This window comes from Proteus hauseri, from assembly GCF_004116975.1.
Classification (GTDB): domain Bacteria; phylum Pseudomonadota; class Gammaproteobacteria; order Enterobacterales; family Enterobacteriaceae; genus Proteus; species Proteus hauseri.
Map to the genome: position 1 here is coordinate 1879068 of NZ_CP026364.1, position 13998 is coordinate 1893065.

At 37.9% G+C, this 13998-nt stretch carries 17 protein-coding genes; 6 read left to right on the forward strand and 11 right to left on the reverse strand.

Features of this window, described 5'->3' with window-relative positions; genetic code table 11:
* The first annotated feature begins 111 nt into the window (after positions 1 to 111).
* Positions 112 to 645 (forward strand): ubiquinone anaerobic biosynthesis accessory factor UbiT, encoded by a 534-nt coding sequence (gene ubiT, locus PH4a_RS08615; protein ID WP_064718651.1) that lies wholly within the window; start codon positions 112 to 114, stop codon positions 643 to 645.
* Positions 639 to 1145 carry a GNAT family N-acetyltransferase gene (locus PH4a_RS08620; RefSeq protein ID WP_129039163.1) on the forward strand — a complete coding sequence of 169 codons (507 nt, stop codon included), beginning with the start codon at positions 639 to 641 and terminating at the stop codon, positions 1143 to 1145. Before ubiT ends, PH4a_RS08620 begins: the two co-directional genes overlap by 7 nt.
* 16 nt (positions 1146 to 1161) lie before the next feature.
* Here the strand turns inward: PH4a_RS08620 and PH4a_RS08625 are convergent, their stop codons facing one another.
* Positions 1162 to 1449, reverse strand: a complete 288-nt coding sequence (locus PH4a_RS08625) for a GIY-YIG nuclease family protein (protein WP_064718653.1) — start codon at positions 1447 to 1449, stop codon at positions 1162 to 1164.
* Between the two features lie 289 nt (positions 1450 to 1738).
* Between PH4a_RS08625 and PH4a_RS08630 the strand changes: the two genes are divergently transcribed.
* Both PH4a_RS08630 and PH4a_RS08635 read left to right on the forward strand, forming a co-directional pair.
* Positions 1739 to 1990, forward strand: coding sequence for a YdgH/BhsA/McbA-like domain containing protein (locus PH4a_RS08630; RefSeq protein WP_064718654.1), 252 nt, complete (start codon positions 1739 to 1741; stop codon positions 1988 to 1990).
* Positions 1991 to 2104: 114 nt separating this feature from the next.
* Entirely contained in the window at positions 2105 to 2545 is a 441-nt protein-coding gene (locus PH4a_RS08635) for a YhbP family protein (protein ID WP_129039165.1), read from the forward strand.
* 10 nt (positions 2546 to 2555) lie between these two features.
* On the opposite strand, the gene PH4a_RS08640 is transcribed toward PH4a_RS08635, so the two are convergent.
* The 5 genes from PH4a_RS08640 to PH4a_RS08665 all read right to left on the reverse strand — a co-directional run bounded on the left by PH4a_RS08640 (position 2556) and on the right by PH4a_RS08665 (position 6683).
* Complete coding sequence (locus PH4a_RS08640) at positions 2556 to 2918, reverse strand: hypothetical protein (RefSeq protein WP_129039167.1); 363 nt, start codon at positions 2916 to 2918, stop codon at positions 2556 to 2558.
* A 190-nt stretch (positions 2919 to 3108) separates the two neighbouring features.
* Entirely contained in the window at positions 3109 to 3318 is a 210-nt protein-coding gene (locus PH4a_RS08645) for a hypothetical protein (RefSeq protein WP_023583554.1), read from the reverse strand.
* A 26-nt stretch (positions 3319 to 3344) separates the two neighbouring features.
* Positions 3345 to 3809, reverse strand: coding sequence for an anaerobic ribonucleoside-triphosphate reductase-activating protein (nrdG, locus tag PH4a_RS08650; protein WP_064718657.1), 465 nt, complete (start codon positions 3807 to 3809; stop codon positions 3345 to 3347).
* 4 nt (positions 3810 to 3813) lie between these two features.
* Complete coding sequence (nrdD, locus tag PH4a_RS08655) at positions 3814 to 5952, reverse strand: anaerobic ribonucleoside-triphosphate reductase (protein WP_129039169.1); 2139 nt, start codon at positions 5950 to 5952, stop codon at positions 3814 to 3816.
* A gap of 344 nt (positions 5953 to 6296) precedes the next feature.
* A complete protein-coding gene (locus PH4a_RS08665) occupies positions 6297 to 6683 on the reverse strand; it encodes a RidA family protein (protein WP_004246200.1) in 387 nt (128 codons plus the stop codon).
* Positions 6684 to 7016: 333 nt separating this feature from the next.
* Here PH4a_RS08665 and PH4a_RS08670 point away from each other — a divergent pair, with 333 nt between their 5' ends.
* The gene (locus tag PH4a_RS08670) at positions 7017 to 7925 is read left to right on the forward strand and encodes a LysR substrate-binding domain-containing protein (protein ID WP_129039171.1); all 909 of its coding nucleotides are present in this window, start codon (positions 7017 to 7019) and stop codon (positions 7923 to 7925) included.
* Here the strand turns inward: PH4a_RS08670 and PH4a_RS08675 are convergent.
* The 4 genes from PH4a_RS08675 to argF form a co-directional block, all read right to left on the reverse strand.
* Positions 7922 to 9103 carry an MFS transporter gene (locus PH4a_RS08675; RefSeq protein ID WP_129039173.1) on the reverse strand — a complete coding sequence of 394 codons (1182 nt, stop codon included), beginning with the start codon at positions 9101 to 9103 and terminating at the stop codon, positions 7922 to 7924. The two genes, PH4a_RS08670 and PH4a_RS08675, sit on opposite strands and share 4 nt — an antisense overlap.
* 248 nt (positions 9104 to 9351) lie before the next feature.
* Complete coding sequence (gene pyrI, locus PH4a_RS08680) at positions 9352 to 9810, reverse strand: aspartate carbamoyltransferase regulatory subunit (RefSeq protein WP_064718662.1); 459 nt, start codon at positions 9808 to 9810, stop codon at positions 9352 to 9354.
* 13 nt (positions 9811 to 9823) lie between these two features.
* A complete protein-coding gene (gene pyrB, locus PH4a_RS08685; protein WP_064718663.1) occupies positions 9824 to 10759 on the reverse strand; it encodes an aspartate carbamoyltransferase in 936 nt (311 codons plus the stop codon).
* A 358-nt stretch (positions 10760 to 11117) separates the two neighbouring features.
* A complete protein-coding gene (argF, locus tag PH4a_RS08695; protein WP_129039175.1) occupies positions 11118 to 12122 on the reverse strand; it encodes an ornithine carbamoyltransferase in 1005 nt (334 codons plus the stop codon).
* A gap of 185 nt (positions 12123 to 12307) precedes the next feature.
* On the opposite strand from argF, the gene rraB reads away from it, so the two are divergent.
* Positions 12308 to 12739, forward strand: coding sequence for a ribonuclease E inhibitor RraB (gene rraB / locus PH4a_RS08700; protein WP_129039177.1), 432 nt, complete (start codon positions 12308 to 12310; stop codon positions 12737 to 12739).
* 125 nt (positions 12740 to 12864) lie between these two features.
* On the opposite strand, the gene PH4a_RS08705 is transcribed toward rraB, so the two are convergent.
* A complete protein-coding gene (locus tag PH4a_RS08705) occupies positions 12865 to 13728 on the reverse strand; it encodes a pirin family protein (protein ID WP_208730492.1) in 864 nt (287 codons plus the stop codon).
* Positions 13729 to 13998: the final 270 nt, after the last annotated feature.

The following is a 13998-nucleotide window of genomic DNA, read 5'->3' on the forward strand; positions in this document are numbered from 1 at the left end:
AGATAACTCAAAATATGACCAACGGATTAACGGAATATTGATATAGGATCGCAGAATATCCGTCTATATCTGGCACAATAGCCCCTATTTAATTTAAAGGAGTCCGAAAAAGTGTTCAGTAAAATTCGTACCCGCCTAGTAAAAGATGGCCCCCGTTTCTTACGTTACCCTTTGCAAGTTACGCCATTTGCACTGCAACGTGATATTTTAGAACAGTTTTTAAGCTGGCAATTTCGTGAGTCACTCGCTGAAGGTGATTTGCATTTTTTAGAAGATAAATGGCTAAAAATCGAAATTAAGGATTTACAATTACAGTGGTTTATCAGTGTTCGTGATGATAAATTAATTGTTAGCCGCTTGGAAAAAGAAGATGTCAGCTTTAGCGGAAATGCCAATGATCTTATTTTAATTGCTGCTCGCAAAGAAGATCCAGATACACTCTTTTTCCAGCGTCGCCTACAAATTGAGGGCGATACAGAACTCGGGTTATATGTAAAAAACCTGATGGATGCAATTGAACTAGATTCAATGCCATCTGTGTTGCGTTTTGGTTTATTACAACTGGCTGATTTTGTGAAAAGTGGACTTCAAGAATCAACTGAAGACATCACACACAGCCATGAACTGAGCTCAACTTCATGCTAATACGTGTTGAAATTCCTGTTGATATCCCCGCGATAGATAACCTTTTGCGCCATAGTTTTCCTACTCATGCTGAAGCTGATTTAGTAGGACATTTACGAGAAGAAGGGCTGCTGACATTAGGTATGGTCGCAGTTGATGATGAAGGCCAAGTAATGGGCTATATCGGATTTACGCCTGTTGATATTGATGGAAAAGATTGTCAGTGGGTTGGACTTGCCCCTCTGGCTGTGGCTAAAGAGTTCCAAGGTCAAGGCATTGGCCGCCAGCTTATTAATGAAGGCCTTGATAGCCTAAATGAGTTTGGTTATGGTGCCGTAGTGGTATTAGGTTCGCCTGATTACTATCAAAAATCAGGATTTGTTGCAGCTAAAACACAAGGGCTTCACTGTAAATGGCCTGATACTGAAGACGCATTTCAAATTTATGCGTTGGATAATGGCAGCATTGAAGATATCCACGGTTTAGTTAATTACTCACCGCTGTTTGATCAATTTAGCTAATATAACCATAACAGGTTTAACTTTGAGCTAAATAGCATGCAATGTCTGAAGGCTGGTCTGTGATCAGCTTTTCTTTTTGCTTTTTTTTCAGTTGCTTTAGTTGGTATTCTAATTGCAAAGCCCGTTGTTTACTGCCTATCTTGCATTGAAATTCTAAAGATAAAGGGCCTTTTCCTTTTAACGCTTTTGCACCAACGCCTTTCTCATGCTGAGTAAAACGTCGCTCAACATCAATCGAGATCCCAGTATAAAGATGTCCTAAACGATTTCTAACGATATAAAGTGACCATACTTCACTTGGCATCGTATTTTCCCTTTTTGTGCTGAAAATTTATTTAATAAATTATATTTCTTAATTGTTGAGGTGAATAATTTACAGCTTTATTAATGTTAAATCTATCAATCTTATCAATGAGTTGTAAATATTTTGTGATGTTAATCACTCATTTCAATAAAAATATAATCAATTTTTTTGAATAAGAACAGCAATTATTGCTAATTTTAAAGTCAAATGAAAGTGCATAATATAAATCACATCACAGAGACATACTCCGCGATAAATAACAAATCTTAGAATTTAATTGGAGTTTATTATGAAAAAATCTACATTAATCGCTGCAACATTAGCTTTAAGTGCTATTTCATTTGGTTCAATCGCTGCTGATAGCGTATCTACAAGTCATACCTCAACAGGTGAGTATATCACTATTTCAGGTAATGATACTTTAGACGGTTTAACCACTAAAATTGCACAAATCGCGAAAGACCAAGGTGCAACAAGCTATAAAGTTATCGGCGCTACAGGTGACGAATATCTGACTGTTAGTGCTCAAATTTATCGTTAATAGCTTATTTATTACCGATAAATAACCTGTAATAAGAGACACGCGCAAGACGCTTGTTCTGATGATATAATTATCTGATGAACAGCGTCTCTTTTTATTTTATACAGGTACATAATGTCGCCTATAAACTCGCTCAAAATAATTAAACAATTTATAAACGAACACCATGTATTTACTTTGTGCACAACAAATTCTATGCAAGATATTTGGTGTGCAAATTGTTTTTATTGGTTTGATGAGCAGCAAATGCGGCTGATCTTTCTGACAGAAAAAAAGACGCGTCACGCTCAAATAATGCAGAAAAATTTATCTGTTGCAGGGAGTATTAGCACACAAGAGATGAGTATCTCGAATCTGCAAGGTATTCAATTTACAGGCTCAGTGTTTTTGCTAACAGGTATTGAAGAACTGAGTGCAAGACAGCATTATTGTTCGCGTTTTCCTGTCGCGTTGGCCGCAATTCATACCCCCATATGGCAATTACAATTGCAAGAAATCAAGATGGTTAATAATAGTTTAGGCTTTGGCACTAAACTCTATTGGCAACGAGATTAATATTTTCTGCTTATTCCCAAAAGTAATGATTTTTTTGCTCCCATCCTTTTAAAGACATACATGAAGTATAGAATAGTTTTCTATCTTCTTGGTTAATGTCTTCTACATAACTTTCAGTCATAGGCACACGTTCAGTGTAGGTTTTTTTATCACCACAGTGATCTTTATCGTCTTTGCGACATGTTTTTTGCACATCACGATAGACTGTACGTTGTAGCACTTCTTTACGTATTGGATAACGGGTATTGGCATTAAGATCACAAAGAAGCTTCGCTTCTTGTAATGTGTAGTCTGATACGCCTTTCGGCTCCCAAGTACTGTTACAGCCTGAAAGTAAAACAACTGAAAATAAAGATAAAATAAGAGACTTCATAAAGTTAATCATCGTAAAAAGAATAGTTAAGAACAATAATAATAAAACAGAATTAATAGATTTTGCTATCTTTTTTGAAAATGATTCGCATTTGATAACTAAGGTGATTAGTTAGAATTAAGTAAAAGGAAGCTAGAAAAAGAAAACCTGCCGATAGAATATCACTATTATCAGCAGGTTTTTTTAACTATTACTCAAATGATGAAAGGTTTTTTTCTATCTCAGCATCAATTTCAGTATGTTGGAGATGTTTAGCACCGAGTTTCTTTTTCAATTCGGTGCCTAGCTTCACGAGTTGTTCTCGATTCGCTTTAGACTGCTTTTTACCCCATTTTTTTAAATGGTAGTTCAATTCATGATCTTCAGAAAAGCTTACATATTTATTATCACTTAAAGGCATACATCCTCCAGTTAATTCAATGTGTATTACTTCAATTTATGGATCACCTGATTACTACTACCACGCCACAGTAATGCGGGATCATAAAGTTCTTGTACGAACTTCCCATCAATCAGTACGTTAATATACTTAACGACTTCTTGCTGCTCTGGGGTTAAGTCAGCCAGTAAATAGCCAGTCCAAACCCAAATATCTTTCTCAGGGCATTCCGTTTTAATGCGTTTTACCAATTTTAATATAGCAGAAAGATTTTGAGGGTGTAGGGGATCGCCACCTGAAAGTGATAATCCTTGTCGTTTAATACGGTTATCTTGAAGATCAAAAATGATCTGATCTTCCACTTCTTGGGTAAATGGCTTACCTGAATTTAATGACCACGTTGATTTGTTATAACAGCCTCGACATTGGTGTATGCACCCTGAAACAAACAGGGTGCAACGAGTACCTGGGCCATTAACCACATCAACTGGGTAATACTGATGGTAATTCAAAATCTTAACCTAACTGACCATTTGCCAGATGTTTTACTCGACGCTTAACTTCTTCTTGCTTACCTGCATTAAATGGGCGTGAATCAGGGCTACCTAAATAACCACATACACGGCGAATAACAGAGACTCTTGCAGGGTTGTGATTACCACACCGAGGGCAAGTAAAACCTTTACTGGTACAAGCAAACTCACCAGTGAAACCACAGTCATAACACTCATCAATAGGCGTATTGGTGCCATAGTAAGGAACTCGGGTATAGCTATAGTCCCAAACATCTTCTAAGGCTTTGAGGTTATGCTGTAAGTTAGGGTATTCGCCATAACAGATAAAACCGCCATTCGCTAAAGGAGGGTAAGGTGCTTCAAAATCCAATTTATCGTATGGGTTTACTTTCTTTTCAACATCTAAGTGGAAGCTGTTGGTGTAATAACCTTTATCCGTTACACCAGGTAATATACCGAACTCGGCAGCATCTAAACGACAGAAACGATCACACAGATTTTCGCTTGGCGTGCTGTAAAGGCTAAAGCCATAACCTGTTTCTGCTTTCCACTGATCGGTGGCTTCTCTTAAACGATTAATAATCGCGACAGCTTTTTCTCTTAATACTTCATCGTCAAAAACGTGTTTTTGAGTGCCAAAGAGTGCATTAATCGTTTCATGAACACCAATGTAACCAAGTGAAATTGAGGCTCTACCGTTTTTAAAGATTTCAGCAATATTGTCATCAGCTTTTAGGCGAACGCCACAAGCGCCTTCCATATAAAGAATAGGTGCAACCCGTGCTTTCACATTTTCTAAACGAGCAATACGTGTCATTAACGCTTTTTTCGCTAATTCGAGGCGATCATCAAGTAGTGACCAGAAAGCGGTTTCATCTCCTCGAGCTTCTATTGCGATACGTGGTAAGTTTAAGCTGATAACACCAAGATTATTACGGCCTTCGTGGATCATTTCACCATTTTCTTCGTAAACACCTAAGAAGCTACGGCAACCCATTGGCGTTTTAAACGAGCCAGTGACTTTAACCACTTGATCATAATTAAGAATATCGGGATACATACGTTTACTTGCACATTCAAGAGCAAGCTGTTTGATATCGTAATTAGGATCACCAAACTTATGGTTTAGCCCATCTTTAATAGCAAAAACAAGTTTAGGAAATACCGCCGTTTTGCGATTTTTACCTAAGCCAGCCATACGATTTTCTAAAATAGAACGTTGGATTAGGCGTGCTTCTTTCGATGTACCAAGACCAAAGCCAAAGGTAACAAAAGGTGTTTGTCCATTAGCGGTATGCAGTGTGTTTACTTCATACTCTAATGATTGGAATGCGTCATAACACTCTTTTTCAGTACGTGCATTAGCATAGGCTTCTTTATCAGTAATTTGCCACTCTTGTGCAACTTGATAGTTTTTTTCATAACTGGCTTTAACAAACGGAGCCAGTACTTCATCAATACGGTTTATTGTTGTACCACCATAAATATGGCTAGCAACTTGCGCTATAATTTGTGCTGTTACTGCGGTTGCTGTTGAAATTGATTTAGGTGGCTCAATTTCGGCATTACCCATCTTAAACCCATTAGTTAACATGCCTTTAAGGTCGATAAGCATACAGTTAAACATGGGAAAAAATGGCGAATAATCAAGATCATGATAATGAATTTCACCGCGTTCATGAGCTAGTACCACATCTCTTGGCAGGATATGTAATTTTGCGTAATGTTTAGCCACAATACCCGCGAGTAAATCGCGTTGAGTTGGGATAACCTTACTGTCTTTATTCGCATTTTCATGAAGAATAGAGACATCACTTTGTTCGATAAGACCTCGGATTTCCTGAGTTAACCTGCCACGTTGTTCACGGGCAACATCTCGGTCATGACGGTATTCGATATAGGCTCTGGCAACATCTTTATGTTCGCCAGCCATCAGCTGATTTTCTACGGCGTCTTGGATCTCACGGATATCGACATTTGAACGTCCTGCGAGAGATTGTGAAACAGATTGAGCGACAGATTCGCAATAATCATCATCAGTGATCTCACAAGCTACGGCTGCTCTTTTGATAGCATCGCTGATGCGGGTTTGGTCAAAAGAGACTTTACATCCGTCTCGTTTTATCACTATGGTTTTCACAATCCTACTCCTTAACTGTTTATCCACAGGCTTAAATCCCATAAAAACAGGCGATGGCACTGCATTTAGGCTTATTGTGGATAAGATGTGTATAATTACTATATGTTGTATGTCGCCAAGTATTAAAGCACAATATATAGTAATTGAAAGGGAAATAATCTTCATAAATACTGATCTAAATCAAGGTATTTTTGCTACATCAGGCAAGTCGAGGGCTTGGTGAGATTGTAAATATGTGCCGAAAAGCGAAGTGATAAATTATCCATCAAAAAGTGAGAACATAAAAAAAGCAAAGTGCTCAGAAAGAGACCTTTGCTTTTTTAATATAAATAATTGTGACGAAATTAACGGATAGCGATAACTTCGATTTCTACTTTTGCGTCTTTTGGTAACCGAGCAACTTCTACGCAAGAACGTGCTGGGAAAGCGGCATTGTGTTCTTTAAAGAATGCTTCATAAGCAGCATTGATTGTACCAAAATCGTTTAAATCTTTAACGAAAACAGTTGTTTTGATGATATTAGCAACAGTTAAGCCAGCTTTTTCGATAATCGCTTTCACATTTTCTAAAGATTGACGGGCTTGCTCTGCGGCGTTGTCAGAAACAAATTCACCGGTAGCAGGGTCAACAGGTAATTGGCCTGATGTAATAACTAAATTACCTAAATCAACACCTTGTACATAAGGGCCGATAGCTGCAGGGGCTTTTTCGGTATTAATCTCGTAAGACATGTATAACTCCTGTTTTTATAAGATTGACGCTAACGCTGAGTTAGCACGCTGCTATTATAGCCAGCGGGTAGTATTAGCAATATGATAGATATCAGGCTTTATCATAAAGTCTATGTAGATAAAAAGAAAATGAACTTAAGTAAAGATCCCGATATAACATCATTTTTTATCGTGTTTAACGGGGGTTTTATAGAAAATTTTTTTATAAATAATGGATTTTTGAAAGTTTATATTTTTTGCTTCTCTCGCCTTTATTCATTTAAGGGTTAAATCTTCTATAATAAACAAACTCAGTATTATTTTTAGATTTGGCTAAAACAGTAATAGGAATTTATGTTTCAGTTTAACTCACTTGCTGGTATTACCGCTTTTGTTGCCGCGGCTCAAACAGGGAGCTTTACTAGTGCTGCCTCTCGTTTAGGGATAACAAAGTCCGCGGTAGGGAAAAGTGTTACTCGATTAGAAGAATATCTGGGTGTCACTCTCTTTTTAAGAACAACGCGGCGTTTAACTTTGACATCGGAAGGGGAACATTACCTCCAGCAATGTCAAATGGCACTGACTATTCTTGAGCAAGCGAATGATCAAATTCAAGAACATCAGTCTGTATTAACAGGAAAACTGCGTATCGACTTGCCTGCTGCTTTTGGTCGTAAATGTATTATGCCAATTTTAATTAAGCTGATGGATAAACAGCCTCAACTTAAAATGAGTGTCTCTTTTAGTGAACGCTATATTGATATGCATGATGAAAGTGTGGATCTCGTCATTCGAATCGGCCATTTACCTGATAGTACTCATGTGGTTGCACGACAACTCACGACTCAAAAATTAGTGCTTTGTGCCTCACCTTTATATTTGCAAAAACAAGGGCATCCTAAAGATATTGATGCGTTATCAGCGCATCGTTGTATTGTTGGGTTTCGCCAAGAAACGCCTTTTTATTGGACATTAAAAGAGGGAAATACATTTCGTCAATATACCCCTGTTCCTTTTTATGAATTGGCGGATGGTGATGCAATGTTAGAGGCCACGCTGCAAGGTAATGGTATTGCTCAACTGCCTTTATGGATGATTGGCGATAAACTTAAAAAAGGTCAATTACAACGAGTGTTACCTGAGTCGCAAGGATATCAATCGGCTATTCATATGATGTGGCCTAAAGGACGCAATGTGCCACCTAAAACCCGCTATATTGCAGATGCGTTGCTTCAAGTGGCGAAAGAAGGGGGATTTAATTAACTTTCTGACTGATAAGCAATATGAGTATTAGGTGACGGTAAGCGTATTCGCAACCAAATTGTGCTTAAGGCTAATAATGAAAAAAGTATTCCTACCCACATAATCATTTTTAGTTCTAGGTGTAAAATAACCCAACCACCTACCATAGAACCCACCGTAATACCTAAATTAGAAAAAGCGATATAAAGACTATTGGCAAATTCAGGTGCCGTTTTTGCATCTCGCATTAACCAAGTCTGGCATACAATTAACCCAGAAGTATGCAGCATTCCCCAAACAATAATTAATGGGATCATCGCGAATGTATGAGCACCGGTTAACCAAATAACAAAATAGATTAAGCTAAATAAAATGGGATAAGTCAGTGTGGTTTTAATCGTATTTTGCTGTAAATAATGACTAAAAATAAAGTTACCTATATAGCCACTAATACCGAAAACAATGAGTAATGTGCTGGTGATATTGTTAGAAAAACCGGTGATATTAACCAAAAAATCAGCGATATAGCTAAAACCGGCAAACATAGCAGAAAAAATAAGGGTAACAGTTATGATACTTAACCAAACATTAAATTGTGTTAGTACTTTTAATTGATCACGAACTTTTAGTGGTTGTGTGACTTTCATCGAAGGAACAAAAATAGCAATACCCAGAAAAGCAATAATGCTGGTAAGTGCTCCAAAGTAAAATGCCATATTAAGCGACCAAGTTTCAGCAATAAAAGCACTTAAAGGCATACCTAATACCATCCCCACCGCGACCCCAGAAAAAACAATTGCGACACCATGTGCCGATTTTTCAACGGGTACTGAATTGGCTGCTACCATTAGTGCTATGGCAAAAAATAGGGCATGCGTTAATGCAGGCAGAATTCTAAATAGCAAAATAACATGGTATTGATGAGTTAAAGCATAAACAGTATTGGAGACAATAAAGATCGCCATAATAACCAACAATACAGTTTTACGATTAAATTTACCGAATAATAAAGTAATCACCGGACCTGTAATTGCGACCACAATGGCGTAAATACTGACTAAAAAGCCAACTTGTGGTGCAGTAATATTAAGTTGTTCTATTAATTGAGGTAAAAGTCCAATAACTGCAACTTCAGTTGTAATTACACCAAATACAGCAAGTGACAGCGTTAAAAGTAATAAGCGAGTTTTCGTTTGCATAAGTCTATCCGCAGAAGACGATATTTCGTCCCTGTTAAAGAGAGTAAGTAAATAGTTTTGCGGATATATCCTTGATGGCTATGGTGACAAAAAGTGAAATCAAACAGAAGAACGAATTTGGCGATTCTATGTAGAGCAAATGTCTACAATTTGCTTTATTGTAGTTTTAATTTGTCGACAGATTTATATTAGGTATTGTTAATATAAGAAAAAACTATCTGCCCTAATGAGCAGATAGTGCATTGGTTTTAGCGAATAACGGCGTGACGCTCGAATTCTTTTTCGCAATATTTGCAGGTTAATACAACGTCTGTGGCTAGCTTTTTAACGCGGAAGCTGCTCTGTACAGGTTCATTATGGCTAATACAGTTGCTATTAGGGCATGGAACCACATCTTCAAGTAACTCTGGCAAGCTTAATGCCATTTTATCAACGACTTGATAATCGTCGATAATATTCACCGTAGCTTGTGGTGCATACATCGCTAAACGGTTTGCTTGTTCTGAGGTTAAAAACACGTTTTCGATTTTAATTAAATCTTTTTTACCCAAGTTCTCAGAAGGTAAGTTAAAACCGACAGTAATTCTTTGGTCTGTTTCTGTTAAGCGAAAGAGCGATAGGATTTTAAAGCCCACCTGCGCTGGGATATGATCAATCACAGTGCCACGTTTAATTGCTTCAACTTTTAATTTGTGATCATGTGTCATGGTGTGCTCCTTATTAAAGAACCAGTGTTTTATTCAGAACTAAGGCAAGTAATGCCTGACGCGCGTAGATACCATTACCTGCTTGTTGAAAATAGTAAGCGTAAGGGGTTTTATCTACATCAGTGGTGATTTCATCAATGCGTGGTAGTGGATGAAGAATTTTTAGATTATCTTTCACATGAGTTAAATCAGCAGTGGTTAAAACAAACTGTGCTTTCACGTTGGCATATTCAGAAGGGTCTAAACGTTCTTTTTGCACTCTTGTCATATAGAGGATATCTAGCTCTGGCATTACTTCGTCAAGCGTTTCATGTTGGCTATATTCGACACCATTTTCCTCAAGTAAGTGCAGTATATGTTCTGGCATCGCTAATACTTTAGGCGCGATAAAATAGAGGTGATTTCCTGTAAATTTGGCTAAGGCTTGCGCTAGAGAGTGTACTGTTCGACCATATTTTAAATCACCGACCATTGCGATATTGAGGTTATCTAATCGGCCTTGAGTTTCTTTGATGGTAAATAAATCCAGCAAAGTTTGAGTTGGATGCTGATTTGCACCATCACCTGCATTGAGTACTGGAATATCACCAGCAAACTCGGCCGCTAAGCGCGCCGCACCTTCTTGAGGATGGCGAATGACTATCGCATCAGCGTAAGTGCGAAGGACCGAAATTGTATCCGCCAGTGTTTCCCCTTTTTTACCTAATGATGTATTGCTGCCATCAGCAAAACCGACAACAGATGCACCAAGGCGATGAATGGCCGTTTCAAAAGAGAGGCGAGTACGCGTTGATGCTTCAAAAAAGCAGCTTGCAATGACTTTCTCTTTTAATAATTCATTATTTGGTTGCTGCTTTAATTTATCAGCAACACGGAGAACACACTCCAAATCTTCCCTGTCCAGATCATTAATGGAAATAATATGTTTTTGATAGAGCGGATTAGTCATTTGAGTTCTCCTCGTGCGATGAGATGGAATAGTGCGATGAATGGTTTTTTACAGGCCAAAAAAAACCCCTCAAATAGAGGGGTTTTAAAAAATAGGATTGTTGGAAAAAAGAGAATGCGCTTGCGACCCGATGGTAGGGTGCATTTTATTGAGACAAACTGGAATAGGCGCTGTTTCATCTTTCCTCCTGACAAATTGTGGCGCATTATACGCATCTTAAATTTGCACGCAAGCGTTTGCTTTTGTTTTTTGCAAAATAAATTTTTTTAATTTAAAAATCAAAGAGATTGAAGATAAATGAATAAAACACCGCTCTTTTTAGGATAAAAAATACGGTGTTTTTGCATGAATATGTGTTTTAGAAAGGATCTGCAAGAGTTGCCACCATAACCGCTTTTATGGTGTGAAGACGGTTTTCTGCTTCATCAAACACAATGCTATGTTTTGACTCAAACACTTCATCTGTCACTTCAAAGCCACCAAATAAATTAAAATCTTGTGCTAACGTTTTGCCCATCGTGGTTTCTTCATCATGAAATGCAGGTAAACAGTGTAAAAATTTAACGTTAGGATTGCCTGTTAATTTGATGACGTCCATATTTACCTGATAAGGCTTGAGTAGGGCAATACGTTCTTGCCAAACGTCTTTGGGTTCTCCCATGGAAACCCAAACATCGGTATAGAGAAAATCAGCATTTTTAACACCGGCTGCAACATCTTCTGTTAAGGTTATCTTTCCACCATTTTTACTCGCGATAGTTTGGCATTGTGCAACGAGTTCTGCATTTGGCCAACAGGCTTTTGGCGCAACTAAGCGTAAGTCCATTCCGGTTAATGCGGCTGCTTCTAGCATGGTGTTTCCCATATTATTACGAGCATCACCTAAGTAAGCAAAAACAGTGTCAGATAATGGTTTGGTTTGATGCTCTGCTATTGTTAATAAATCTGCGAGTAATTGTGTTGGATGAAACTCATTAGTTAAGCCATTCCAAACCGGTACACCAGAATATTGTGCTAGCGCATCCACTGTTTTTTGCCCATAGCCACGATATTGAATACCGTCATACATGCGACCTAATACACGGGCTGTATCTTTAATTGATTCTTTATGGCCAATTTGGCTACCACCACCGAGATAAGTCACTCTGGCACCTTGATCAAATGCAGCGACTTCAAAAGCACAACGAGTCCGTGTTGAGTCTTTTTCAAAGATTAAAGCAATATTTTTGCCAGTAAGGTATTGAATTTCATTACCTGATTTTTTTGCTTTTTTAAGTTTTGCCGATAACGTAAGTAATTGCTGGATCTCTGTAGGAGAAAAATCTAGCAACCGCAAAAATGATTTTTGGTAAAATGGGTTCATAAAAAATCTATCCTTTCATTGAATTTATATTCAATTTATATCAATAAATATTCACAAACAACCCCCGAAAGAAAACTTTTAACCGAAAGTGAGAACTTAACGAGCGCGCGATTAGGTATGGTGTGTTGATTCTGGCTGTGGGAGAATGAGCCGGATACCTTTTCAGACTATTGCGGAGCATGATTATGGCGGACAGCAAAGAATTAGCAGAACAATGTGAAGAAACTCGGCTGATTATTGAAGAATTACTTGAGGATGGTAGTGATCCCGATGCGCTGTATGCTATCGAACATCACATCTCTTGTGAAGATTTTGAAACATTAGAAAAAGCAGCCGTTGAAGTATTTAAACTGGGTTATGAAGTGACAGAACCTGAAGAAATAGAAGTTGAATCAGGGCAAATTTTAGTCTGTTTTGATGCCGTAAGTGAAAGTGGTCTTAATGCAGAACTTATTGATGCGCAAGTTGAACAGTTAATGAATTTAGCTGAAAAAATGGGTGTCTATTACGATGGCTGGGGAACTTACTTTGAAGATCCTGATGCTGAGTATGATGATGAAGATGGCGATGATGAAGCTGAAGAAGACGATTCTGACAAATCATCACGTTTACATTAATTTTTCGCTAAATGTTGTCCCTTTGTACTAAATTTGTCAGTACAAAATAATAACACCAGCCACAAAATCAATGAGTTGTGACTGGTGTTGTTTGTTTTTAGTACTTAAATATTAGCAATTAATCATTATTCTAATACACCAAACTTCCCATTATCATAATCATCAAATGCTTGTGCTAACTCTTCTTGTGTATTCATCACAAAAGGGCCTTGGCCGACTACAGGCTCATTAATTGCTTCACCACTTAACATCAGCACAATAGTGTCGCCCATTGATTCTAATGTTAGTGTGTCACCCTGGTTATCTAAAATAACCATTTCGTTTTGGCGAGCAATTTCGCGGTCATTAATATGTACTGCACCCTTTACCACAAATAACATTGCATTATAGCCGTTTGGAATGCGGTGATGAGAAATACCCGCATTATTTAGGTGCATATCCCATACATTTACTGGCGAAAAGGTATTTGCTGCGCCTTGGGTTCCCAAATAATCACCTGCGATGACTCTGACATAACCTTGAGCATTGGGTAATTCAACATGGGGAATATTTTCTGCTTTTATCGCCTGATAACGAGGCTGTGTCATTTTATACGCTGTAGGCAAATTTACCCAAAGCTGCACCATTTCTAGCGTACCGCCTTCTTTGGTCATTTTTTCAGAGTGATACTCTTTATGTAAAATGCCAGATGCAGCGGTCATCCATTGAACATCACCAGTACCAATAGTTCCAGCATGGCCTTTTGAGTCATGATGTGAAACTTCACCTTGGTAAGCAATGGTTACGGTTTCAAATCCACGGTGTGGATGCGCTCCAACCCCACGTGCATTTGTTACTGGTTTAAAAAGCGTTGGCTCGGCATAGTCCATCAGCAGAAACGGGCTGTATTGCTCAGGGTTTTCTTGATAAGAAAACATTGAACTCACTGGAAAACCGTTACCTACCCAATGTGAATTTGGCGCGTCATAGATATGATTAACCTGTCTGATGGTCATGATTATTCTCCGAATTAAGGAAAGAAATCGCAACAACCCAAACACAGAAGGAGGCAAAACAGGTTATCGCGACTTCTTAATGACAGCCATCTTAAAGTGTTCTGACAATAAACAAAATAAGGTGAATTTGTTGATAGGGTTCAAAAAATATGAATGACTTTAATAACGAGAGAATAGAAATAACTATTAATCTAATGAGTAGAACAAGAATAAAAAATAATGTTTATTTGGAGAATTAAAAATAGAGTTTATAATGTAATGGAA

Bases quoted from the DNA above. Each gene is read 5' to 3' on its own strand.
- PH4a_RS08620 (WP_129039163.1), top strand. From the start codon at position 639: ATGCTAATACGTGTTGAAATTCCTGTTGATATCCCCGCGATAGATAAC.
- PH4a_RS08625 (WP_064718653.1), bottom strand. From the start codon at position 1,449: ATGCCAAGTGAAGTATGGTCACTTTATATCGTTAGAAATCGTTTAGGA.
- PH4a_RS08630 (WP_064718654.1), top strand. From the start codon at position 1,739: ATGAAAAAATCTACATTAATCGCTGCAACATTAGCTTTAAGTGCTATT.
- PH4a_RS08635 (WP_129039165.1), top strand. From the start codon at position 2,105: ATGTCGCCTATAAACTCGCTCAAAATAATTAAACAATTTATAAACGAA.
- PH4a_RS08640 (WP_129039167.1), bottom strand. From the start codon at position 2,918: ATGAAGTCTCTTATTTTATCTTTATTTTCAGTTGTTTTACTTTCAGGC.
- PH4a_RS08645 (WP_023583554.1), bottom strand. From the start codon at position 3,318: ATGCCTTTAAGTGATAATAAATATGTAAGCTTTTCTGAAGATCATGAA.
- PH4a_RS08665 (WP_004246200.1), bottom strand. From the start codon at position 6,683: ATGTCTTACGAGATTAATACCGAAAAAGCCCCTGCAGCTATCGGCCCT.
- PH4a_RS08670 (WP_129039171.1), top strand. From the start codon at position 7,017: ATGTTTCAGTTTAACTCACTTGCTGGTATTACCGCTTTTGTTGCCGCG.
- PH4a_RS08675 (WP_129039173.1), bottom strand. From the start codon at position 9,103: ATGCAAACGAAAACTCGCTTATTACTTTTAACGCTGTCACTTGCTGTA.
- pyrI (WP_064718662.1), bottom strand. From the start codon at position 9,810: ATGACACATGATCACAAATTAAAAGTTGAAGCAATTAAACGTGGCACT.
- pyrB (WP_064718663.1), bottom strand. From the start codon at position 10,759: ATGACTAATCCGCTCTATCAAAAACATATTATTTCCATTAATGATCTG.
- argF (WP_129039175.1), bottom strand. From the start codon at position 12,122: ATGAACCCATTTTACCAAAAATCATTTTTGCGGTTGCTAGATTTTTCT.
- rraB (WP_129039177.1), top strand. From the start codon at position 12,308: ATGGCGGACAGCAAAGAATTAGCAGAACAATGTGAAGAAACTCGGCTG.